The organism is Pseudomonas arsenicoxydans (assembly GCF_900103875.1).
Taxonomy (GTDB): domain Bacteria; phylum Pseudomonadota; class Gammaproteobacteria; order Pseudomonadales; family Pseudomonadaceae; genus Aquipseudomonas; species Aquipseudomonas arsenicoxydans.
In genome coordinates, this window is the sequence record NZ_LT629705.1 from 2301569 (window position 1) to 2324463 (window position 22895).

General features: G+C 56.4%; 22 protein-coding genes, 1 tRNA gene and 2 pseudogenes. 10 read left to right on the top strand and 15 right to left on the bottom strand.

What is annotated here, in order from left to right; genetic code table 11:
• Positions 1–44: 44 nt before the first annotated feature.
• The 14 genes and pseudogenes from BLQ41_RS10610 to BLQ41_RS10700 all read right to left on the bottom strand — a co-directional run bounded on the left by BLQ41_RS10610 (position 45) and on the right by BLQ41_RS10700 (position 11977).
• Complete coding sequence (locus BLQ41_RS10610) at positions 45–545, bottom strand: DUF3916 domain-containing protein (protein ID WP_090180412.1); 501 nt, start codon at positions 543–545, stop codon at positions 45–47.
• Between the two features lie 147 nt (positions 546–692).
• On the bottom strand, positions 693–1022 hold the full coding sequence (locus BLQ41_RS10615; RefSeq protein ID WP_090180414.1) for a hypothetical protein: 330 nt from the start codon (positions 1020–1022) through the stop codon (positions 693–695).
• 414 nt (positions 1023–1436) lie between these two features.
• Positions 1437–1646, bottom strand: coding sequence for a hypothetical protein (locus tag BLQ41_RS10620; RefSeq protein WP_090180416.1), 210 nt, complete (start codon positions 1644–1646; stop codon positions 1437–1439).
• Between the two features lie 199 nt (positions 1647–1845).
• Positions 1846–2493 carry a carbonic anhydrase gene (locus BLQ41_RS10625; RefSeq protein ID WP_090180419.1) on the bottom strand — a complete coding sequence of 216 codons (648 nt, stop codon included), beginning with the start codon at positions 2491–2493 and terminating at the stop codon, positions 1846–1848.
• Positions 2494–2739: 246 nt separating this feature from the next.
• A pseudogene (locus tag BLQ41_RS10630) lies at positions 2740–3039 on the bottom strand (tyrosine-type recombinase/integrase); the annotation flags it as partial.
• 139 nt (positions 3040–3178) lie between these two features.
• The gene (locus BLQ41_RS10635; RefSeq protein WP_090180422.1) at positions 3179–3421 is read right to left on the bottom strand and encodes a hypothetical protein; all 243 of its coding nucleotides are present in this window, start codon (positions 3419–3421) and stop codon (positions 3179–3181) included.
• A 31-nt stretch (positions 3422–3452) separates the two neighbouring features.
• The gene (locus BLQ41_RS10640; RefSeq protein WP_090180425.1) at positions 3453–3704 is read right to left on the bottom strand and encodes a hypothetical protein; all 252 of its coding nucleotides are present in this window, start codon (positions 3702–3704) and stop codon (positions 3453–3455) included.
• A gap of 174 nt (positions 3705–3878) precedes the next feature.
• Positions 3879–5006: a sensor histidine kinase gene (locus BLQ41_RS10645; RefSeq protein WP_090180427.1), complete on the bottom strand. Its 1128-nt coding sequence runs from the start codon at positions 5004–5006 to the stop codon at positions 3879–3881.
• A 715-nt stretch (positions 5007–5721) separates the two neighbouring features.
• Positions 5722–6117, bottom strand: coding sequence for a hypothetical protein (locus BLQ41_RS10655; protein WP_090180433.1), 396 nt, complete (start codon positions 6115–6117; stop codon positions 5722–5724).
• Positions 6118–6149: 32 nt separating this feature from the next.
• Positions 6150–6392, bottom strand: a complete 243-nt coding sequence (locus tag BLQ41_RS10660; RefSeq protein ID WP_090180435.1) for a hypothetical protein — start codon at positions 6390–6392, stop codon at positions 6150–6152.
• A 197-nt stretch (positions 6393–6589) separates the two neighbouring features.
• A complete protein-coding gene (locus tag BLQ41_RS31200; protein ID WP_090180437.1) occupies positions 6590–6850 on the bottom strand; it encodes a DUF6555 family protein in 261 nt (86 codons plus the stop codon).
• A gap of 1669 nt (positions 6851–8519) precedes the next feature.
• Positions 8520–9501, bottom strand: a pseudogene (locus BLQ41_RS10685) (integrase domain-containing protein).
• 909 nt (positions 9502–10410) lie between these two features.
• Positions 10411–11730 carry a tyrosine-type recombinase/integrase gene (locus tag BLQ41_RS10695; protein ID WP_090180444.1) on the bottom strand — a complete coding sequence of 440 codons (1320 nt, stop codon included), beginning with the start codon at positions 11728–11730 and terminating at the stop codon, positions 10411–10413.
• A gap of 162 nt (positions 11731–11892) precedes the next feature.
• Positions 11893–11977 (bottom strand) — tRNA-Leu (locus BLQ41_RS10700).
• Positions 11978–12084: 107 nt separating this feature from the next.
• On the opposite strand from BLQ41_RS10700, the gene queA reads away from it, so the two are divergent.
• From queA to BLQ41_RS10730, 6 genes are all read left to right on the top strand, one after another.
• Positions 12085–13134, top strand: coding sequence for a tRNA preQ1(34) S-adenosylmethionine ribosyltransferase-isomerase QueA (gene queA, locus BLQ41_RS10705; RefSeq protein ID WP_090180447.1), 1050 nt, complete (start codon positions 12085–12087; stop codon positions 13132–13134).
• A gap of 14 nt (positions 13135–13148) precedes the next feature.
• Positions 13149–14264: a tRNA guanosine(34) transglycosylase Tgt gene (tgt, locus tag BLQ41_RS10710; protein ID WP_167360532.1), complete on the top strand. Its 1116-nt coding sequence runs from the start codon at positions 13149–13151 to the stop codon at positions 14262–14264.
• A gap of 43 nt (positions 14265–14307) precedes the next feature.
• Positions 14308–14646, top strand: a complete 339-nt coding sequence (yajC, locus tag BLQ41_RS10715) for a preprotein translocase subunit YajC (protein ID WP_007916913.1) — start codon at positions 14308–14310, stop codon at positions 14644–14646.
• A 63-nt stretch (positions 14647–14709) separates the two neighbouring features.
• A complete protein-coding gene (gene secD, locus BLQ41_RS10720) occupies positions 14710–16578 on the top strand; it encodes a protein translocase subunit SecD (RefSeq protein WP_090180453.1) in 1869 nt (622 codons plus the stop codon).
• Between the two features lie 9 nt (positions 16579–16587).
• On the top strand, positions 16588–17502 hold the full coding sequence (gene secF / locus BLQ41_RS10725) for a protein translocase subunit SecF (protein ID WP_090180455.1): 915 nt from the start codon (positions 16588–16590) through the stop codon (positions 17500–17502).
• A gap of 120 nt (positions 17503–17622) precedes the next feature.
• Positions 17623–18174, top strand: coding sequence for a glycine zipper 2TM domain-containing protein (locus BLQ41_RS10730; RefSeq protein ID WP_090180458.1), 552 nt, complete (start codon positions 17623–17625; stop codon positions 18172–18174).
• 247 nt (positions 18175–18421) lie between these two features.
• On the opposite strand, the gene suhB is transcribed toward BLQ41_RS10730, so the two are convergent.
• Positions 18422–19240 carry a type III secretion system regulator SuhB gene (gene suhB, locus BLQ41_RS10735; protein WP_008014726.1) on the bottom strand — a complete coding sequence of 273 codons (819 nt, stop codon included), beginning with the start codon at positions 19238–19240 and terminating at the stop codon, positions 18422–18424.
• Between the two features lie 146 nt (positions 19241–19386).
• Here suhB and trmJ point away from each other — a divergent pair, with 146 nt between their 5' ends.
• The 4 genes from trmJ (at position 19387) to BLQ41_RS10755 (ending at position 22878) form a co-directional block, all read left to right on the top strand.
• A complete protein-coding gene (trmJ, locus tag BLQ41_RS10740; RefSeq protein ID WP_008147731.1) occupies positions 19387–20157 on the top strand; it encodes a tRNA (cytosine(32)/uridine(32)-2'-O)-methyltransferase TrmJ in 771 nt (256 codons plus the stop codon).
• Positions 20158–20159: 2 nt separating this feature from the next.
• Complete coding sequence (gene cysE / locus BLQ41_RS10745) at positions 20160–20936, top strand: serine O-acetyltransferase (protein ID WP_090180462.1); 777 nt, start codon at positions 20160–20162, stop codon at positions 20934–20936.
• Between the two features lie 184 nt (positions 20937–21120).
• Entirely contained in the window at positions 21121–21612 is a 492-nt protein-coding gene (gene iscR / locus BLQ41_RS10750; RefSeq protein WP_090180465.1) for a Fe-S cluster assembly transcriptional regulator IscR, read from the top strand.
• 51 nt (positions 21613–21663) lie between these two features.
• Complete coding sequence (locus tag BLQ41_RS10755; RefSeq protein WP_090180466.1) at positions 21664–22878, top strand: IscS subfamily cysteine desulfurase; 1215 nt, start codon at positions 21664–21666, stop codon at positions 22876–22878.
• Positions 22879–22895: the final 17 nt, after the last annotated feature.

Sequence of the window (22895 nt, forward strand, 5' to 3'; positions counted from 1 at the left end):
GCTCACCACAATCCCTGTGGGAGCGAGCTTGCGCGACAACGCCTTCAGGCCGGTTCCCCGATGCACCACCACTGTACTGCGGCTTCATCGTCAGGTTGAGTTACGTCATGCCCGTGCTCGATGAAATTTGCGGGTGTGTGCAACGCAAGAGCATGACTGATCCGCTTCGGCATGAGAGCGTTAGTTTCACCGAGAAAACCCAGATAATAATCTCGGTCATAGAAGATGGTGACCTCGCTCTGATGAACCCACGGCCACACCAGCAGGCAAGCGACGCGGTAGTAGCCCTGTGAGTGGTCAGCGGCGTTGGAAAGGTGGCTAGCGGCTTCGAGCAGTTGCTGAATGCAGAAGGCCTGAACTTCGATCCTCGCTCGCGGGCCTTGAATCAAGGCCTCGTGCACAGGGATCTTCCAATGTGTGTAGCGCTCCATGTGCGCGGATCGCGGGTAAAACTCGTCGCGAAAACTGGAGGCCCAGCGTTCCAGAGCGCGAAGGCGGCGGGGAATGCCTCTGAGTGGTTTGTTGTTGAGGGCGATTTGCCTCATTGAAACGTCCTTGTGATGCCGAAAAGGTCTTTCGTTGCTGTCTGCTGACGCAATTGAAAAGTGGGCAGATAGATTTCCATATCAGCCAAGACCCTGGCCAGCACTAGTCGGTGTAAAGGGTTACTAAACTTTGCCTCACCCGATCATTCACTGAATATCTTTCAAGTAATCCTTAAGCGCAATGGCCGGCGCTTCAAGCTGCTCTATCGTTCGCGCATTGCCAAAATCAGCAGACAACCGATGCAGCTCACGCCCAAGCGGCGTATCAACACCTCCGATAGCCTCCAGCGCCAAACCGACACAGTGCGCCACTCGACACTGAATCCCCTCAACATCCCCCCGCCGCACCAGCAATCCAAACACCTCCCGCTCATAATCACTCATGATCGGATCATCGCGCAGAATCGGACTTTCCCCCTCCCGCTCATAAGCCAGCTTGAGAGCGAATAGGGCAACGGTTTCCAGTGGCAATTCCATTGTGTGAATCCTTGATTCGGTGGCTGGGCGGGTTTGGGTTGTGGCGCCTTGAAAGCAAGATCAAAAGATCGCAGCCTTCGGCAGCTCCTACAGGTCGGTGGGGTGACAGTCACTTTTCTGTAGGCGAAAAAAAAGGCCTTGCTAAGCAAGACCTTTCTTAATTTTGGTGCCCGAGGGAGACTCGAACAATAGCATAACTGCATAATTAACATAGTTTTTTGCATGTGTACACTTCCACGCTGTACCGTGAAGTATACACCCCACCTACCTCTAATAAGGGCTTGTGCGGATGGAAGCTTGATCGGATTTCTCCATTCGATTTCCGACGAGCTGTGAATCTCCAAGAAGCTGGTTGCGGATAGACGCCCTGTTCTGCGAGAAAATGCTAAATCGATACATGGCGAACTTTCGCGATTAGTCGGGCGTCATGAGCATAGCAAGCGTTATCTTGATGAACTCCTCGTTTCGATCGATCGTGTCCAGGGCGCCTCGAACATTGTCGGCGACGTCCGCCGATCCGCGCATCTCTACCCAGTTCGAAAGTTCCATGATGGCGGCCTCCAGGGCGAGCTGGTTTTCGTTGATCTTAAATAGCAGGGAAGGGAGTAAGTCTGAGTTTGGCATTGTGCAATCCTCCGTGAGATTTTCAGCGTAGCAGGGGGATTGCCGAGCTAGGCAGGGAGTTGCGTATGGTCGGAAGGACGCCGAGTAGAATGCTGTCAGTCTCAAAGGGCGACTCTCCGCTGGCCTTAGCTAGGGCGAAAGTATTCCGGAAGTGATGCGGCCACCCTTACTTGTCTGTCGCCATTACATCTGTCTGCCGTTACGCGCAGCGATAGCAACGGTGGTCAGTCGGCGAATCAGCAAGTGGAACGAACTGTCGTGTCGCGCCATCAAGCGCATCGATGCACCCCGCCTCGATGTCGTAGACCCAGCCGTGCAGGTTCATGCGCCCCTGCTCGAGCGCGAGTGCCACCGATGGATGCGTACGCAGATTAGCCAGTTGCGCGATCACGTTTTCGCGCACGAGGCCGTCGAGCTTCTCGCGAGGGGTGTCGAACTCATGCGCCGCGTTAATAGCTTTCGCGGCGTCCGAGTGACGTAGCCAATTAGCGACCGCAGGAAGATGATCCAGACACGTGCAGCGTGAAATCGCGCCCATTGCTCCGCAGTCCGAGTGGCCGCAGATCACGATGTCCCGTACGCCGAGCACTGCGACCGCATATTCGACGGTGGCCGAGACGCCGCCCGGTTCGGGACCATACGACGGTACAATATTGCCGGCGTTGCGAATCACGAACAGTTCGCCCGGCTCGCGCTGTGTTAGGAGCTCGGGCACGACACGACTGTCCGAGCAGGTGACGAACAACGCCTTCGGATTCTGTGTCGTCGCGAGCTGCCTGAAAAGCTCGACGCGTTGCGGATAAACCTCGCGCTGAAAGCGCAGAAAGCCGTCAATAATGTCACGCATGGGATATCCTCCAAACCCGAATGCCGGATGCTGGCACGAGCACTCGATATGTCATCGCGCCGCTGTGGTCGTCATTATCGCAGACGTCGCGCGCGTTGGCTGTACTCGATCAACGATGGACTTCGAGTCGCGCCTAGCGCGGCGGATGTCCGAAGCACGTGGCAGCCGCCATTTATCTTTCGCTGGCCTGAAAGGCGAGTGTTAGGCGGACAGCGACGGTCTAGCATCGACCGTCGCAGTGGGTGGTCAGACATCGGTCTGCTCCGCCATTTCCAGTGCGTCTTCGACCTCAATTCCCAGGTATCTGACGGTGCTTTCAAGCTTCCTATGACCAAGCAGAGTTGGATAGCTCTCAGATTCTTTGTCTTGCGATAGATCAGCGACGCCTTGGTTCTCCGTAGTCTGTGGGTACCGTAGATGGTTGGGTCAACCAATGGCCGTCACCCACGTTTTGACTATTCGAGCGTATTGCCTGGTGGAGAGATGGTCTGTGTCGTGCAATCGGGTCGGAAACAAGAAGTCCTCACTACGGAGGTGGGCCTGATGATGAGGAAAGTACGTAACGGTAGACATAAAAAAAGCCCGTCAAGGGGGGACGGGCTGTAAAGAGTCATGAGGATCAAGTCAAAGTTTATACCATCACTGCATCTTGCTAGGGCGTTAGAAAAAAGACGCTGGTCAGGGCTCAGCGTATGGATTTTAACTCCGTCCTGGCCCGCACAATCCTCCCCTCCTTCACTTCTGCCGCATAAGCCCTGAGCTTATCTGCGTCGTTGTACAGCATCGACATCAGATTGAGGACGGCGGTGATATCCACTCCGTCAATGCGCTCAGCCAGCTTACTCAGTTCACCAGAGACAAGTTCCAAATTGTCAGCTATGTCCTTAAGGTCACGCTTCAGTCCCACCGCAGGCTTTTTTGGCCCCATGACTACCTCGTAAAAATTCCTACCGCGCCACTTATTCGGGTTTGGCGCGCACAATCGTTCCAGTCTTCACTTCTGCCGCATAGCTGCGGAGCTTGTCCTGCTCGGCTTTTAACATCTTGCAAATTTTCATAAGCAAGGCAGATTGGCCTTCATTGGACTTACTAGCCATATCTGTCAGCTCAATCGCCGACCAACCGATGATTGCGGCAGAGTCCTCAAGGTCATAAAACAGCTCCTGCTGGGCGGTTCTTGGTCCGTCGAATCCTTTTATTAGATCAGCCATCTACTCCACCGTCCGGATAATCGCGCCGCTTTTGACCTTGTCCGCGTAACGCTTAAGGGATAATTGCTTGAGCACTTGCACCGATGCTTTCTCTCCCGCACCGTTAACCCCCACGGAAGAGCAATCGATCTACCCCATCCCTGTCCGGCGAAAGATTGCCGACGGCTGACTTTACTATTTTTCTATCGGCACTTTTACGAGGAATGTGGTCCCGCGCGCTCTGTCAGAGACTACGTCGATAGTCCCTAAGTGAGCGGCCACGATCTCGGAGGCAATATAAAGGCCCAAGCCCAGCCCAGTACTAGGGCCCAGGTCAAGAGAAGCATGCTGAGAGAACCGCCCCATGGGGTTGAAGATGAAAGGCAGAATGTCCTCCGGTATCGGCTCCCCAAAGTTATGGACGACGAAAACGACGCTGCCGTTTTTTACCTCCAGCGAAACCTTAATGGGGAACTGCAAATCCCCATGCTGCACAGCATTGCTGAGCAGATTGGAAAATACTTGCTCCATGCGAGCGCCATCGAATTCACCGCGAGCCGATGCACCCACCTTAAAGGTGATATCCGCGCTTGGATGAAAGGTGCGGATCTCTTCAACTATGCGTGCGCATCGTGGCGTTAGGTCGATATCTTCCTTTTTGACGGGAATCCCAGGGCCCATTTGGCAGCGGGTTAGATCCAGCAAGTCGCCGACGATCTGGCTGGCTCGTCTGACGCTGGTATAAATCCCCAATGCAATTTTAGTCTTACGTGCCCCGAGATCAACCGAGCGCCGCAGCACATCGGCACCCAGCAAAATAGCCCCTAGTGGCGTGCGCAAATCATGGCCAAGGATCCCTAAAAAAACGTTGCGTGATGCCTCAACCGCGCGTGAGTAGCTGGCAATCGATTCGGCGAGTGCCTGATCAATGGCTTCGTTGAAGCGAATCATATCGTCCACTTCTAGAACGGTTCCTGCTTTCATCTGACCCAGCCATTGACTGAGGACGCTTGTCCTCAACGCACGATACTCAGAGACCATTTGATCCAGCGTGAAACCCGCCATTAAACGCGTGACCGCATGGGTTTCGGCAGCGGTTTCCAACTCCTCCATAGGCGCATTACCCTGGGCTTTGGCGATTTGCTCCTGCGCAGACTGGTATGTGCACATGTCTATCGCAATTGCACGCAGCATCTGATCGGCGTGATCGCGCAAAGCCTTGGAGTCCAATGCTTCGCCGGGGACCTCAATGGTTCTTGCGAAGTCTTCCCATGCTTGCAGAATCGGTTCGAGGTTTTTGATGATGAAGTCAGACAGGCGCATGCCGGTGTTCCTGGTAGGGAGGCGTAATCGAGCTCGAAAACGGGAGCGTAACAACTTGAGTTGAATTAGAGCACCGATTAAGTCACTTGGCATGCATGGCCTACATCGAGGCCTGTTCACGCTCAACGTAAGTTACAACCCCTTTGCAAGAGCGCAAGCCCACTCAGGGGATTTTGCAGCGTTGAACAACGTCTCCGCAGCCGGTAATTATTTGTCGAATGTTGGAAAGGCGTATCAGCCCAGGGGAGGAGGCTTGGCAGGTTGGATTGTATCAAGCTCATCCCACGGACGTAACTGAACAAGTGCTCTCGGACACTTGGGGGTGTGAGGGAAATCGCTTCCCCTCTCTAGCTCAGACTGCGTGGCGCTGCATGATCGGCAAGTGACGACGTTCTGTGAAAGACTCCAGTTATGGTGCCAAGCGATGAGTCGTTCTGAAGGAGTCATGGTGATCACAAACTCGACAAGACTTGTACGATTTTAGATTTTTGTACAGTTTATTGCGAGCTGATTTTCAGCGGCTGGAATTGTTTCTATACCCACCGGCGAAACCACACTACGCGCGAGCATCTCTCGTTGATATCGACATTTTCGGGGCCGGCGCCAACCTTGCTGTCGGCGATCAACTCAACGCGACCTGTTGCAAAAAAGATGTTTATTACCCTTGTGGCCTTGGGCTTTATAGCCATCGGATAACACATGCTGTCAGTAGCCATCACCGGGATGGGAGGGGGTTTGACTCAATGCCTGTTCCGGCGATACGTCGAAGCAAAGCATCACCTGCTTTCACATTGATCGCCTCTTCGCTCCGCTCAGATTTCGCGCATTTTTTGAGCGGTTGAGCCACGATTTTATGTGTTCCCATGGTGAGGCCGAAGTAGGCAATCTCACCGTTGAAAAAGTCGGCCGCAAGCTTTCCATCAATCGACAGACGCATCATGCAGCCTCCATCCAGCCCTGAGTCGAGTATGACGACCAGTTGAGCATCAGATTTTTTTGAGTAGCCGTACAGGCGAGAAGTCGGAACTGGATTGGCGTCTTCGGCCGATCTCGACATTGAGGTGCACGCGGTGAGTGAGGCAAGCACCATAAGGAAAATGATTTTTTCCATCTTATCCCCTTACTTATTTCCATCTTTACCCCTCAGGGCAAGCCGAGGGTCAAAATTTTTAATCTGTTTTCGGTCGTTTTGTCAAAAAGCTCGGCAATCATATCTCCCTGCTCGGACGTGACTCCGCCTGCACAGACCAATCCCTGCACAAACCCGTAAGCCTGCGCGCCGCTCTTGATGGCCAAAATCATTGATCCAGCGCTTTCTATTTCAGCAAGAGCTTTCTGAGCCTGCTGGCGGATGGCTTCGGGCAAATCATTGATGACTTCGTTCATGGTCAGCTCCACACACTTACCTTCTGAACCTCATCGGCAGTTAAGGCATCAATGTCTCGTGAACTACATGACCGTGACCAAGGTGCAGAGGTTCCAAATAGAGCCATAGCGTGCGGTACATGGAGGTAGCCAACGTCACCTTAAGAACTGATGAGTAGGCTGGGTGATCCGAACAAAACGTCGATTGGACTTTAAAGCTATTGCAGTCCCTTCCACCTGACTTGCGTCAAGCCGGCGCCTTGCGCGTGCTCGCGGAGGGTTTCGTGGTTATGTTGATCACAGTCCATTTCGTACAGAAGGCCCACTCCGGCGTGCAGGCAGGCGTAATACCACGCATCGGCATCGGTCATATGCGAGTCGGGCTGAACGAAAACATGCTGAGTGTTGTTGAAGCGGTATCTGATTTCAAAGTGTCGAGGTGGATTCATCGAGATCTCCAGATGATCTCGATGTGACATTAATGGCGTAACGCCAGTTCCGCCCTGTGAGCCAAGTTGCGTCCTACCCCCAAGTCTGACGTGAGACGGGTATGCCCATTGCGATGACCGAGTTGTCGGCGATTTTTCAGTTAATGGACAAAGAGTAAAATTTTATCATCACCGACCGTCGCTGTGACGGATCGAACTTGAGTGACGAGTGTCCATGCTTGAGATGGGTATAAAGATTCGTAATTTCGGATCAGACCTGTCTTGGCGGTACAAAATGCTGAGCACTGACGACTTTCGATTCAAATCTAATCAACTTCTCCTTGAGCTTGATGGAGCGACAACAGACATGATGATGTTGGTGTCATCTCATGAGACGACTGGAGAGCGATGGATGCAGGCGACGTTGAGGCATCGCGTCGCTTACACCGCCTGGAACACTTTCATCAACGACTCAAGCCCGCCTCATCCTATTAGCCACATCCCCTGACGCAAATTTTGTGACGGCACCTTCTGAATGAGCGCCGAATGACCGTACGCAGGCTGCGTTGGGTGGACCGGCGTGTCGAGACAGGCGACCCGACCCACGGTCGACCTTCGACACTGGCAGAAATGGGCCAAGACGACCTGCGTAAGCCGTGGCCGTTGCACTACAGCCCCAATCTATTGAAAGCCAGTTTCCTTGCTAGGAAACGCGTCCACTTCTTTGTGCTCAGGTTATCCGCGAGGGCGTTGCGGCGGATGACAAACCTCTGCTGAACAACCGTTCGTCGGAACAAGGGTCTGCCATCTTGAAAATACCGCCGTGGGAAATTATTTTTCAACCACGCGATGCCGAGAAGGATCGCGGTTAAGATCACTTAGAGGACTCTCTGGATACACTCTTCCGTAAATCTGTAGGCTTTGAACGCTTCAACGAGCTGTTTGAATCGTCGCTTCCCGGTTAAACACCGAACACGTATCTGCCTTACTAGGTGGAGACACGGTGAATGAGCAGTGCCGCATTGTAATATCGGCATGTTGGTTGGCTTAGGATGATCTGGATATACAGGTCGAGAATCGCTTACTGGCCGCTTATGCGGAAACCTGAGAACGTAAAGGAGGTGACCTATCCATATTGAGGTATCGCACAGCTTACGTTCCGTTTGTCGTTCCAACTGACCGACCACATCCAGGGACAGGGTGCTTCTCTCACTAATGGGTTGTTGAGCATAATCTGCTCCGGGTGATCAGTGAGGAAGCAAAGCTAAAACGTATTGAGATTGATGGTGAAGGTAGATCTGGTCTGCGGTCGGTCAGCTTGTAGTAACCAGCAAAGAGAAAAAGGCGCTCTACGGAGCGCCTTTTTTCGTTATCAATCGCCCGACTCCAGTGAGTCATAGCGCAGAAATAGCAATGAAGCTGTTATGAAACGTTACATAGGTCTGATGACACTCGTGCTGATGACTGGATGCGAGTCAAATCCCCCATCGCCGCTTACAGAAAAATGCGGTTCCCGCGAACCGGTGTCTCGATGGGCGCGCACCAGATGTGTTGGCGCTGATGCGTAATCGACCCACATGCCGGCGCATCGGTGCCCCATGCTAGGTGACGCAAAAGCCAATATAAGTATTAGTTACCGGAGCAAAACCCAGGGTTAGTGAAATTTCACCAGATGGGTCAATTCCAGATCAGCGTCCACACCCCATATCGAATGGTTTACTCATACCCGACCGCCGATGTAAGCCGATACCACGTCGACTCGACCGTGTCCCAGTTCATAGCTGATTTTGCAGTCGGGCATTCTGATCTAGGCGTCGGTCGAGTTGATAGCAATGGGCACGGTTGATGGATGCGGGATGATGGGTGATTTGCTCATAGCGTTCGCACGCATAGGCTGCTCGCAATTCGTGGAAGCCTTTGAGGTTGTGCTTATGGAGGATGTCCCGTGCGAGGCGGACGATCCCCTGTTGGGAATCTAGGTAGCTTTCATCCGGTGCAAGCAGGTTGCGGCTACCGTCGGGCGAGACCTGATGGGCGAATGCCAGGGCATCGCGGATGTGATCGTTCATCATGATCCAACGAGGTGCCGACGCACCTGAGCGGCCACCTTTGGTGCCATCCTGGATGTTGATCTTGCCGAATTTTTCGGCTTCACGTTTTAGGCGCGGAAGGCCGGCCAAAATGGCCTCGCGCAAGCGCATGCCGGTGGCTCGCGCTAACTGAGCGATGGCCGCGGGGCGCTGCTGCTGGTATTCGCAAAGCACCTCTACGATCCGCTTCACGTGTTCGCGGTCCTGGCCTTGCGGCACCGAGCGACGAACACAGGTGCGCCGCATCCCTAGCGCCTTGCTCGGACTCGGCACTTTCACATACTGATCACCGCGAAGCGCCGCCATGGTCCGGTTCACGCTGGACAACCGGTTTTGCGCGGTGGCGATGCGGATAGCCCCTTGTTCAACTTGCTGACGCAGATGTCCGGCGTAGTCCAACAAGGTCTCCCGATCAATCTGCTGCGAATCGTTAAGCCCAGGCCCATCCTCCGACCGACACCACCGCACAAACGCCTGCCACCGATCACTGTGCGCCTTGACCGTCCCGTAGTGCCCGCCGCCAAACAGATCACGTAGTGCCTTCGGCCCGGCGTAACTCAGTTGCCGTCCATAGCCAAAATTGCGCCCATCCCGTTTACCTACCAGTGCCATGATCGAACTCCTCTCGAAGCCAACACTTTTGAAACCTTCCCCACGTCATCCCGCCACGAATGTTGAGTGTTATCAGGGATCAAGGCCCCTGCGACCTGTGAGGGTTGTCCACTAACGCGGGACTGGCGGCTCTTTACGACCGGGAGCGTGGGCATCTCATGATCTGGCCTCCTGAGCACTTCTGAGGAAGTGGGCGGGTGGAGGCTGCGCTAGCTGACGAGACCAACGCCGCGAGATACTGAGTCGAGTGAAGGCAGCTATGCGATGACTGGGGCGCGCCTGACTGTCATTCAGGTGCAGTCCATTCCGTGGGCTGCGGCACCATCATCTGCATCGCTGTTGCTGGTGACTTTTCGGTGTTTGTCACGCCGATTGTCACGAGGGGAAATGCCGCAAAGCCTTGTACGAGTTGGGCTGCAGCAGCGTGAGGAACGTCCGTCTCTTTCCGGGAGAAAGAGACGGACGCAAGTTGGCGCATGGAAATGGCCAAGCGGATAAGTTGCTGCAGGGCAGCTACGGGAGGGTGGTTTTTGCCGCAATAGACAAAGCTAAGAAGTAGGCATCCATCACATCGCTGTGACTGTGCGAGCCGCCGGACGCTAATCGCACTTTGGGTGAACCACCACGGTGTGGCGTAGCCTTGAAGGTTCTGGCTACCTGGGTTGCTGTCAACGACAGCGTTTGCACGAACTTTTCTACGCTCGTGGATACACGGGGTCAAGGCTCGTTTTTTCGAGAGTTCTGCGGCTGCGAATGACATCAGCCCTCTAAGGAAAACCGTGGTTTCCAGAAGACGATTGTGTGGGCTTTTAGATTTTTTAAGTGAGGTCCATCCAAACATGGCGGCTTTGCAGCCCTGTTTGGATGGACCCGCGAGGAAAGCAAAACCGCGGAGATTTCATTGACCTGTTATCGCTGGAATGCGCCACGCTCATCTTCGAAGGCAGTGAGGTCGCGACCGACGGAGTTGGCTCCAAGAAGTACCGACGCCTTCTGCGACAGAAACTGATTAACCCGCGTATCAAACTGATCCCGCAGGCACGCGGTAATTCCATCCTTCAGCGCACTGAGGTAATCGGCATACCACTGCATCATGATCCGCCGTTGCGTCAAATACAGCGCTTGGTTGTACTCACCGGCGATGCCGCCCTCGACGTGCGCCAGCTGACTTTCAACGTGGTCCTTCAACCACCCATGTTCCCGTAGCAGCGTGCTCGCGGTGTGGCGAACGCCATGGCTGACCATCCGCCCTTTGTAGCCAATTTTGGCAAACACCAGATTGATTGTGTTCTCGCTGATGACGGGCCGCTTCTCGCCACTGCCCGGAAACAGATACCGGCTGCGGCCAGTGCATTGATGCAACTTGATCAGCATCGCGACCAATTGATGGGGAAGGGGACTAACGTAATCCCTGCGCATCTTCATGCGCTCCGCAGGAATGGTCCACATGCCTTCTTCAAAATCGATTTCATCCCACGTCGCATAGCGAACCATGCCGGGTCGGCTCGCAGTGAGTATCGACATCCATGCAGCGATTCTCGATGGCAGTCGGCTGGTGGTCTTGCTCAGCGCTTGGAGAAATTCGGGTAGTTCGCTTTCATGCAGATGCGGGTAGTGTTGAGGGGGAGGAAGGGGCAACGCGATAGCGTGAAGTTCGGAAGCCGGATTGTGCTCGCACAGGCCGCGTGCAATCGCTTGACTGAAAATCTGCTTGAGCCAGGTCCGGGCCTTGTCTGCCACGTTGAACGCGCCACGTTTTTCGATGCTGGCCTGCAGCTTCGCGCAGTCGGCCCGAGTGATGTCCTCCAACTGCTTCTCACCAAGCGCCGGCAGCAGATCCTTGTCGAGGTAGTCGCGAATCTTTTTCAGCGTCGCAGGGCTGCGACCAGAGTCAGCCTTGAACTGATACCAGTACTCCGTAGCCCGCCGGAAGGTGTTAAGCCCAGCATCCCGTTGCTGCTGCTTGTCATCCCGTCGCTTGGCTCCAGGATTGATATCGTCCTTGAGCAGCTTGCGGCATTCGGCAGCCCGTTCACGAGCTTCCTGCAAGGAGATGGTTGGATAGACGCCAAGCGACATCCGCGCAGGTCGACCACGATACGTATAGCGGAAATGCCAGTACTTGCACCCATTCGGCTGAACCAGAAGGGCAAGACCCGAACTATCACCCAACGTGTATTGCTTGTCGGCGGGCTTGGAGGCTTTGATTTGCAAGGCAGTGAGGAGCATGGCTGTACACCTCCGGTTCTCGAACTGGAATCTGTACAGAAAATGTACCAAAAAGAGGCTGGCTTGCAAGAGGCGGGGATGGAACCCCAGAGACCAAAAAGCCCGCAGTTAGCGGGCTCTAGGGTGTTGAGTAGACGCTGGTAGTCGTCTATGTACTGCAAATGGTGCCCCGAGGGAGACTCGAACTCCCACTCCTTTCGAAAACGGATTTTGAATCCGCCGCGTCTACCAATTCCGCCATCAGGGCTCAATGGCGGCGAAGTATAGAGATGAGATTACCGTCGGTCAATCAGGTACATAGAGAATTTTCACTATTTCGGCTAGACTTCCGGCCCCTGCTAGACGAACCCCATCATGCGCGTTGCTGACTTTACTTTCGAACTCCCTGATTCGCTGATTGCTCGCCACCCTTTGGCCGAGCGTCGCAACAGTCGCCTGTTGACCCTTGATGGGGTCAGCGGCGCCCTGGCACACCGTCAATTCACTGATTTGCTCGAGCATTTGCGCCCGGGCGATTTGATGGTGTTCAACAATACCCGGGTGATTCCGGCGCGGCTGTTTGGCCAGAAGGCTTCCGGCGGCAAGCTGGAAATTCTGGTGGAGCGGGTGCTCGACAGTCATCGCGTGCTGGCCCATGTGCGCTCCAGCAAGTCGCCTAAGCCCGGTTCGAAGATCCTGATCGATGGCGGTGGCGAGGCCGAGATGCTGGCGCGTCACGATGCGTTGTTCGAGCTGGGGTTCGCCGAAGAGGTGTTGCCGCTGCTCGACCGTGTCGGGCACATGCCGCTGCCACCTTATATAGACCGCCCGGATGAAGGCTCGGACCGCGAGCGTTATCAGACGGTGTACGCCGAGCGCCTGGGCGCGGTGGCGGCGCCGACGGCGGGGCTGCATTTCGATCAGCCGCTGATGGAGGCGATTGCCGCCAAGGGCGTCGAGACGGCGTTTGTGACCTTGCACGTTGGTGCGGGCACGTTCCAGCCGGTGCGCGTCGAGAAGATCGAAGATCACCACATGCACACTGAATGGCTGGAAGTCGGTCAGGACGTGGTCGATGCCGTGGCGGCTTGCCGCGCTCGCGGTGGTCGTGTGGTGGCGGTGGGGACCACCAGCGTGCGTTCCCTGGAAAGCGCCGCGCGCGATGGCGTGCTCAAGCCGTTCAGTGGCGACACGGACATCTTTATCTACCCGGGCCGGCCGTTTCATGTGGTCGACGCCTTGGTCACCAACTTCCATTTGCCCGAATCCACGCTGTTGATGCTGGTTTCGGCGTTCGCCGGTTATCCCGAGACCATGGCCGCCTATAAAGCCGCCGTCGACAACGAATACCGCTTTTTCAGCTACGGTGATGCGATGTTTATCACCCGTAATCCCGCACCACGTGGCCCTGAGGACAAAGAATGAGTCGCCAAAGTCGTATGTCGTTTGAGTTGCTTGCCACAGACGGCAAGGCTCGTCGCGGTCGTTTGACCTTCCCTCGCGGTACCGTCGAGACCCCGGCTTTCATGCCGGTGGGCACGTACGGCACGGTCAAGGGCATGCTGCCGCGGGATATCGTCGCCACTGGCGCAGAAATCATTCTGGGCAACACCTTCCACTTGTGGCTGCGTCCTGGCACCGAAGTGATCAAGAAGCACGGCGACCTGCACGATTTCATGCAGTGGAAAGGCCCGATTCTGACCGACTCCGGCGGTTTCCAGGTGTTCAGCCTGGGCGCCATGCGCAAGATCAAGGAGGAGGGCGTGACCTTCGCCTCTCCTGTGGACGGCGCCAAAGTGTTCATGGGGCCGGAAGAGTCGATGCAGGTCCAGCGTGACCTGGGCTCGGACATCGTGATGATCTTCGACGAATGCACGCCGTACCCAGCCGACGAAGACGTCGCGCGGGTGTCGATGGAGCTGTCGTTGCGCTGGGCCAAGCGTTCCAAGGAAGCCCATGGCGACAACACGGCGGCACTGTTCGGCATCGTTCAGGGCGGCATGCACCAGGATCTGCGCATGCGCTCCCTGGAAGGCCTCGACAACATCGGCTTTGATGGCCTGGCCATTGGCGGTCTGTCGGTGGGCGAGCCCAAGCACGAAATGATCAAGGTGCTGGATTACCTGCCGGGTCAGATGCCGGCTGACAAACCTCGTTACCTTATGGGCGTTGGCAAACCGGAAGATCTGGTTGAGGGTGTGCGCCGCGGTGTGGACATGTTCGATTGCGTGATGCCAACCCGTAATGCCCGCAATGGGCATCTTTTCATTGATACCGGCGTGCTGAAGATCCGTAACGCGTTCCATCGCCATGATGATTCGCCGCTCGATCCGACCTGCGATTGCTATACCTGCCAGAACTTCTCCCGTGCTTATCTGCATCACCTGGACAAGTGCGGCGAAATGCTGGGAAGCATGCTCAATACCATCCATAACTTGCGTCATTATCAAGTGCTTATGGCTGGTTTGCGCGAGGCTATTCAACAGGGTACATTGGCCGCCTTTGTCGATGCCTTCTACGCCAAACGCGGGTTACCTGTTCCGCCTTTGGACTGAGTTTTCTGACCCCAAGATTCAACATTTGCAACTGGAGTGCTAAATGAGCTTTTTTATCTCTAATGCCATGGCTGACGCTGCTGCACCGGCAGCTGCCGGCCCAATGGGTGGCGGTTTTGAGTGGATTTTCCTAGTCGGTTTCCTGGTCATCTTCTATCTGATGATCTGGCGTCCACAGGCCAAGCGCGCCAAAGAGCAGAAGAACCTGCTGAGCAGCCTGCAGAAAGGCGACGAAGTTGTGACCACCGGTGGTATCGCCGGCAAGATCACTAAAGTAGCCGACGATTTCGTTGTTCTGGAAGTTTCCGACACTGTCGAAATGAAGTTCCAGAAGGGCGCTATTGCCGCGACGCTGCCAAAAGGCACGCTGAAAGCGATCTAAGTTTCAACTTCATATTCAATCGACGGGGCGCGCAAGGCGCCCCGCGTCATAACGGGCGGCGTGATGCTGAACAAATACCCTCTGTGGAAATACATTCTGATCCTGGCGGTGCTGGCGGTCGGTCTGATTTATTCCGCTCCCAATCTATATCCTGATGACCCAGCCATTCAGGTCAGCGGTGCAAGTACTGCGCTGTTGGTCAATCAGGCTGATCTGGACCGTGTGAGCACTGCGCTCAAGGAATCCGGGATCAGCGTCAAGGCGGCCACTCTGGCGGCAAACGGCAAGGGCGGCCTGATCCGTCTGACCAAGGCTGAAGATCAGCTGCCGGCCAAAGACGTCGTGCGCAAGGCTTTGGGTGATGACTACGTCGTCGCACTGAACCTGGCGCAAACCACCCCGCAATGGCTGCGCAGCCTGGGCGCGCACCCGATGAAGCTGGGTCTGGACTTGTCCGGTGGTGTGCACTTCCTGCTCGAAGTGGACATGGACAAAGCCCTCGACGCACGCCTGAAAGTCTACGAAGGCGACGTCAAGAGCCTGTTGCGTAAAGAGAAACTGCGTTATCGCAGCCTGCCGCAACTCAACGGTGCCATTCAGCTGGGTTTCAGTGATGAAGCTTCCCGCGAACAGGCCCGTGCGCTGGTCCGCAAGAACTTCAACGATTTCGACATTGTTCCGGCCGACCTCAATGGCCAACCGGTGCTGCGTCTGGCGATGACCCCGGCCAAGCTGGCGGAAATCCGTGAATACTCCATCAAGCAGAACTTGACCACGGTACGTAACCGCGTCAACGAGCTGGGTGTTGCCGAACCGATCGTCCAGCGTCAGGGCGCCAACCGCATCGTGGTTGAGCTGCCAGGCGTGCAGGACACCGCAGAAGCCAAGCGTATCCTCGGCAAGACGGCCAACCTCGAGTTCCGTCTGGCTGCTGAGCCGGGTGCATCGAAAGCCACTTCCGAGACCTTCGAGTTCCGTGAAGGCAAGCGTCCGCCTGCACAGATCGAGCGTGGCCTGATCATCACCGGTGACCAGGTCACTGACGCCAAGGCTGGCTTCGGCGAGCACGGCACGCCAGAAGTGAACATCCGTCTGGATGGCCACGGTGGCGAGCTGATGAGTCGTGCGACTCGCAGCAACGTGGGTCGCAGCATGGCGGTGATCTTCATCGAGCAGCGCCCGGTGACCACTTACGTCAAGCAAATGGTCAACGGCGTCGAGAAAGACGTACCGGTACAAACGTTTAAAGAAGAGAAGAAGATCATCAGCCTGGCGACCATCCAGTCGCCGCTCGGTGCTCAATTCCGCATCACTGGCCTGAACGGCCAGGGTGAGTCGTCCGAACTGGCGCTGCTGTTGCGTGCCGGTGGTCTGGCTGCACCGATGTACTTCGCTGAAGAGCGCACTATTGGCCCGAGCCTGGGTGCTGACAACATCACCAAAGGTATCGATGCATCGTTGTGGGGCATGCTGTTTGTCTCGCTGTTCATCATCGCCATCTACCGCTTCTTCGGCATCATCGCCACCGTCGCTCTGGCGGTGAACATGGTGCTGCTGCTGGCGTTGATGTCGCTGCTGGGTGCAACGCTGACCCTGCCAGGTATCGCCGGTATCGTGTTGACGATGGGTATGGCGGTCGACGCCAACGTACTGATCTTCTCGCGGATTCGTGAAGAGATCGCGGCAGGCATGACGGTACAACGGGCAATCAACGAAGGCTTCGGCCGGGCATTCACCGCGATTCTCGACGCCAACCTGACAACACTGTTGGTCGGCGGGATTCTCTTTGCGATGGGCACCGGTCCCGTCAAAGGCTTCGCAGTGACCATGTCCCTCGGGATCTTTACCTCGATGTTCACGGCCATCATGGTGACCCGCGCGATGGTCAACCTGATCTTCGGCGGTCGTGACTTCAAGAAGTTGTGGATTTAAGGGGCTGCCATGTTACGTACAATCAACTTCATGGGCGTTCGCAACTTTGCGTTCGGCGTCACATTGTTCCTTACTGCGCTGGCCATTTTCAGCGTCTTTCATAAGGGCATGAACTGGGGCCTGGACTTCACCGGTGGTACGCTCATTGAGCTGACCTACGAGCGTCCGGCCGATGTCACCAAGGTGCGTGAGCAGCTGGTTACGGCGGGTTATCACGAGGCAATCGTGCAGAGCTTCGGTGCAACTACCGATTTGCTGGTGCGCATGCCGGGTGAAGATCCGCAACTGGGTCACCAGGTAGCCGAAGCGCTGCTGAAGGTCGGTGGCGATAACCCGGCGACGGTCAAGCGCGTTGAGTTCGTCGGTCCTCAGGTGGGTGAAGAGCTTCGCGACCAGGGCGGCCTCGGCATGCTGATGGCGCTGGGCGGTATCCTGATCTACCTGGCTTTCCGCTTTCAGTGGAAGTTCGCGATCGGTGCCATCGTTTCCCTGATCCACGACGTGATCGTGACTATCGGTATCCTGTCGTTCTTCCAGATCACCTTCGACCTGACGGTGCTGGCGGCGGTACTGGCGATCATCGGTTACTCGCTCAACGACACCATCGTGGTATTCGACCGGGTTCGTGAGAACTTCCGTGTTTTGCGCAAGGCCAACCTGATCGAGAACATCAACATCTCGACCACGCAAACCCTGCTGCGGACCATGGCGACGTCGATCTCCACCTTGCTGGCGATTGCAGCGCTGTTGTTCTTCGGTGGCGACAACCTGTTCGGCTTCTCCATTGCGCTGTTCATCGGCGTACTGGCGGGTACTTACTCGTCGATCTACATCGCGAACGTGGTGCTGATCTGGCTGAACCTGAACAGCGAGGATCTGATTCCTCCTGCGGCAACCGAGAAGGAAGTCGACGACCGTCCATAACGGCCATCGATCTTCCGGTTGTCAGCCCAAAAAGGCGCGAGTTGAACTCGCGCCTTTTTTTGTGCTCCAAGGCTGGGAGAAGCGCGGACATGTTCCGCGGGTGATGGTCAGGAGGTTCATGTGAACAAGTCGTTGCTGGTTGGTGCGGTATTGGGTGCTGTCGGTGTGACTGCCGGGGGTGCTGTTGCCACCTACAGCCTGGTTAAAAGCGGCCCTGAGTATGCGCAAGTTCTAGCCGTTGAACCGGTCAAGACACAGATCAAAACGCCACGTGAAGTGTGCAAGGATGTAGCAGTAACCCGGCAAGCGCCGGTGAAAGACCAACACCAGATCCTGGGTACCGCCATTGGTGCGGTGGCAGGTGGTTTGTTGGGTAACCAGATTGGCGGCGGTACGGGCAAGAAAATTGCCACGGTTGCCGGCGCGGTCGGCGGTGGTTACGCGGGCAACAAGGTGCAGGAAGGTATGCAGAATCGCGACACCTACACCACGACCCAAACTCGCTGTAACACCGTGAATGACATCAGTGACAAGGTCGTCGGATACGACGTTCGTTACTCGCTCGATGGCAAGGAAGGCAAAGTGCGGATGGATCGTGATCCGGGCAACCAGATTCCGGTCGACAAGGAAGGCAAGCTGGTCCTGTCGCAGAACAACGAACAGAATCGCTAAATATTCAGGTTTAAGCGTCAAAAAGAAGCACCCTGCGGGGTGCTTTTTTTGTGCCCGCCATTTATGCATCGCCACCGATCCGGTGTGGGAGCGGGCTTGCCCGCGATAGCGAGGTGTCAGTCGACATTAATCCGGTGATGACGCCATCGCGGGCAAGCCCGCTCCCACAGGGTTCTGTGGTGTGCCTGGGGTGAAATTGCAGGCATAAAAAAAGCACCCCGAAGGGTGCTTTTTTGTGCGCGGTCGCTTAGCGTTTCAGCGAGGCCGGGAGGTGCGGTTGGATGGCTGTCAGTACTGCTTTGAAGCACTTGGTGTTGCCGGCAACGATGTGGCCTTTTTCAAGGAAATCGTGGCCGCCGGTGAAGTCGCTCACCAAGCCGCCGGCTTCCTGGATCAGCAGGGCGCCTGCAGCCATGTCCCACTCGGACAGACCCGACTCCCAGAACGCATCGAAACGACCGGCAGCGACATAGGCCAAGTCCAGGCTCGCCGAACCGGCGCGGCGGATGCCGGCAGTCTGGCCAACCAGGGCGCGGAACATGCCCAGGTAGTTGTCGAGGTTGTCCATTTGGTCATCACGGAACGGGAAGCCGGTACCCAGCAGGGCGCCGTCAAGGCTGGTACGACCGCTAACGCGCAGGCGACGACCGTTCAGTTGAGCGCCGCGACCACGGCTGGCGGTGAATTCTTCCTGGCGAACCGGGTCCAGAACAACAGCGTGTTCCAGGCGACCGCGGTATTTGCAGGCGATGCTGACAGCGAAGTGAGGAATGCCGCGCAGGAAGTTGGTGGTGCCGTCCAGTGGATCGATGATCCACAGGTATTCTTCGCCTTCGATCCCGGTGCCAGCGTGCATGCCGGTTTCTTCACCCATGATCGAGTGGTTCGGGTAAGCCTTGCGCAGCGCGTCGATGATTTTCTGTTCAGCGGCGCGATCCACCTCGGATACGTAATCCTTGGCGTCTTTTTCGTCGACCTTGATGGTATCCAGGCGCTCGATGGAGCGGAAGATCAATTCACTGGCGCTGCGGGCGGCGCGCAGCGCGATATTCAGCATGGGCTGCATGGATGTGTCACCTAAGGTTGTTAAAGAAAGCCGGGCATTCTATCAGAACTTTTCTACAGGTGAAGGTTGGTGTTCGCTTTCATAGCTTAACGGTAGGTTGAGCTGTAAGATTCTGCTCCCGATTATTGTGTTCGAGAGCGCCTCCCTTGCTGCAAAACATTCGTGTCGTCCTGGTCAATACCAGCCACCCCGGCAATATCGGCGGGGCTGCGCGTGCCATGAAGAACATGGGCCTGTCGCGGCTGGTGCTGGTCGAGCCACGGTTGTTCCCGCACCACGAAGCCGATGCGCGTGCATCCGGCGCCGGGGACATCCTTGAAAACGCGCAAGTCGTCGCCACCTTGGAAGATGCCTTGGTCGGCTGCAACCTGGTGCTCGGCACCAGCGCCCGTGATCGTCGCATTCCATGGCCGCTGCTCGATCCCCGCGAATGCGGTGTGAAAGTGGTTGAAGAAGCCGGGCAGGGCGCCGAGATCGCGTTGGTCTTTGGTCGTGAAGATTCCGGCCTGACCAATGAAGAGCTGCAGCGATGTCATTATCACGTGCACATCCCATCAGACCCTGAGTTCAGTTCGCTGAACCTTGGGGCAGCGGTGCAGGTGTTGAGTTATGAAGTGCGCATGTCCTGGCTCGCAGCCCAAGGGCAGCCGAGCAAGGTCGAGAAGGAAGAAGTGGCATCCGTCAAAAGCGCTGAGCTGGCGACCATGGATGAGCTGGAGCGATTCTATGAACACCTGGAGCAAACCCTGGTGGCCATCGAATTCCTTGACCCGGAAAAACCTCGGCACTTGATGGCGCGCCTGCGCCGGTTGTACGGACGTAGCTCGGTCAGCCGGGCGGAAATGAATATATTGCGTGGCATCCTCACGGAAACCCAGAAAGCGGCCCGTGGCGAGCTTCTAAAGCGGAAGGATTAAAAATGTTCGAGCGTTTGCGTGAAGATATCCAGAGTGTGTTCCATCGTGACCCGGCAGCGCGCAACGCCTTTGAAGTCCTGACCTGCTACCCCGGCATGCACGCCATCTGGATCCATCGTCTGTCGTCGGCCCTGTGGGGCATGGGCTGGAAATGGCTGGCGCGACTGGTGTCGAACTTCGGTCGCTGGTTGACCGGGATCGAGATCCATCCGGGCGCCAAGGTCGGCCGTCGCTTCTTTATTGACCATGGCATGGGCATCGTCATTGGTGAAACCGCCGAGATCGGCAACGACGTCACCCTCTACCAGGGCGTGACTCTGGGCGGCACCAGCTGGAACAAGGGCAAGCGTCACCCGACCCTCGAAGATGGTGTTGTGGTGGGGGCGGGTGCCAAGGTGCTCGGTCCGTTCACGGTCGGCGCCGGTGCCAAGGTCGGTTCCAACGCGGTGGTGACCAAGGCGGTTCCGCCGGGTGCAACGGTCGTTGGGATTCCGGGGCGGATCATCGTCAAGTCCGATGACGAGCAGGACGCCAAGCGCAAGGCCATGGCCGAGAAGATCGGCTTCGATGCCTATGGTGTTGGCGAAGACATGCCGGATCCGGTGGCGCGTGCGATTGGCCAGTTGCTGGATCACTTGCAGGCGGTCGATGGTCGCCTGGAAGGCATGTGCGGCGCGTTGAAGGATCTGGGCAGTAATTACTGTGCCAAGGATCTGCCTGAGCTGCGCGAAGAAGACTTTGCCTGCGTAAAAGGCAAAGACGAAACAAAGGCCGGTTAAGACCAATGTAGGTCGCATTCAGGCAATGGCGCAGCGCTCGGCGGTGTGCCATTAGGTTGCAGACCCTGATATGATGCCGCCGCTCTTTTGCGGGTAATCCTGACTAAAGTACTAGGTCTTATAGTTGACTTAAATACTCGGGAATTGCATACTCGCCCCATTCCGAACTCCGTGGTAATTGTCCATGCGACTGACTACAAAAGGCCGATACGCCGTGACCGCCATGCTTGACCTGGCGTTGCACGCGCAGCACGGGCCGGTGTCCCTGGCCGATATCTCCGAGCGCCAAGGCATCTCCCTGTCCTACCTCGAACAGCTTTTCGCCAAATTGCGCCGCAGCAATCTGGTTTCCAGCGTTCGTGGCCCGGGCGGCGGCTACCAATTGTCCCGCGACATGCAGGGCATCCAGGTCGCCCAGGTGATCGATGCGGTAAACGAATCGGTCGATGCGACCAAATGCCAGGGCCAGGGTGATTGCCATCAAGGCGACACCTGTCTGACTCACCACTTGTGGTGTGATCTGAGCCTGCAGATTCACGAATTTCTGAGCGGTATCAGCTTGGCTGACCTTGTCACTCGCCGTGATGTACAAGAAGTAGCCCAGCGTCAGGACCAGCGCCGTTGCAACAGCAAGGCGCCACGCCTGGACAAGATTGAAGCGTCCGCCGTCGAATGACAGCCAAAGAGCTAAGCGGCACGCCAGCCAGCCTGATTTAGGAGATAGTCCATGAAATTGCCGATTTACCTTGATTACTCTGCGACCACCCCGGTTGATCCGCGTGTCGCGCAAAAGATGAGTGAATGCCTGCTGGTCGACGGAAACTTCGGTAACCCGGCGTCCCGTTCCCACGTGTTCGGCTGGAAAGCTGAAGAGTCCGTCGAAAACGCTCGTCGTCAGGTCGCTGACCTGGTCAACGCCGATCCGCGTGAAATCGTCTGGACCTCCGGTGCCACCGAGTCCGACAACCTGGCTATCAAGGGTGCGGCGCATTTCTATGCCACCAAGGGCAAGCACCTGATCACCACCAAGATTGAGCACAAGGCTGTCCTCGACACCATGCGCCAACTGGAGCGTGAAGGCTTCGAAGTGACCTACATCGAGCCTCGCACCGATGGTCTGGTCACCCCTGAAATGATTGAAGCCGCGCTGCGCGACGACACCATCCTGGTCTCCGTCATGCACGTGAACAACGAAATCGGCACCATCAACGACATCGAAGCCATCGGCGAACTGACCCGTTCCAAGGGCATCCTGTTCCACGTCGACGCTGCTCAGTCCACCGGCAAGGTCGAAATCGACCTGTCGAAGCTGAAAGTTGACCTGATGTCGTTCTCGGCTCACAAAACCTACGGCCCTAAAGGCATCGGCGCGCTGTACGTCAGCCGCAAGCCGCGTGTTCGCATCGAAGCGACCATGCACGGCGGCGGTCACGAACGTGGCATGCGTTCCGGCACCCTGGCGACCCACCAGATCGTCGGCATGGGTGAAGCTTTCCGCGTAGCCAAGGAAGACATGGCTGCCGAGAACGTGCGCATCAAGGCGCTGAGCGACCGTTTCTTCAAGCAGGTCGAAGGCCTGGAAGAGCTGTACGTCAACGGCAGCATGACTGCTCGCGTACCGCACAACCTGAACCTGAGCTTCAACTACGTTGAAGGCGAGTCGCTGATCATGGCGCTCAAGGATCTGGCGGTTTCGTCCGGTTCGGCTTGCACCTCGGCATCGTTGGAGCCTTCGTACGTACTGCGCGCCCTGGGCCGCAACGACGAACTGGCACACAGCTCGATCCGCTTCACCTTCGGCCGTTTCACCACCGAAGAAGAAATCGACTACGCCGCGAAGAAAGTCTGCGAGGCCGTTACCAAGCTGCGCACCTTGTCGCCGCTGTGGGACATGTACAAAGACGGTGTCGACATCTCGAAAATCGAGTGGGCGGCACACTGATTTCAAGTCGCCGCCAA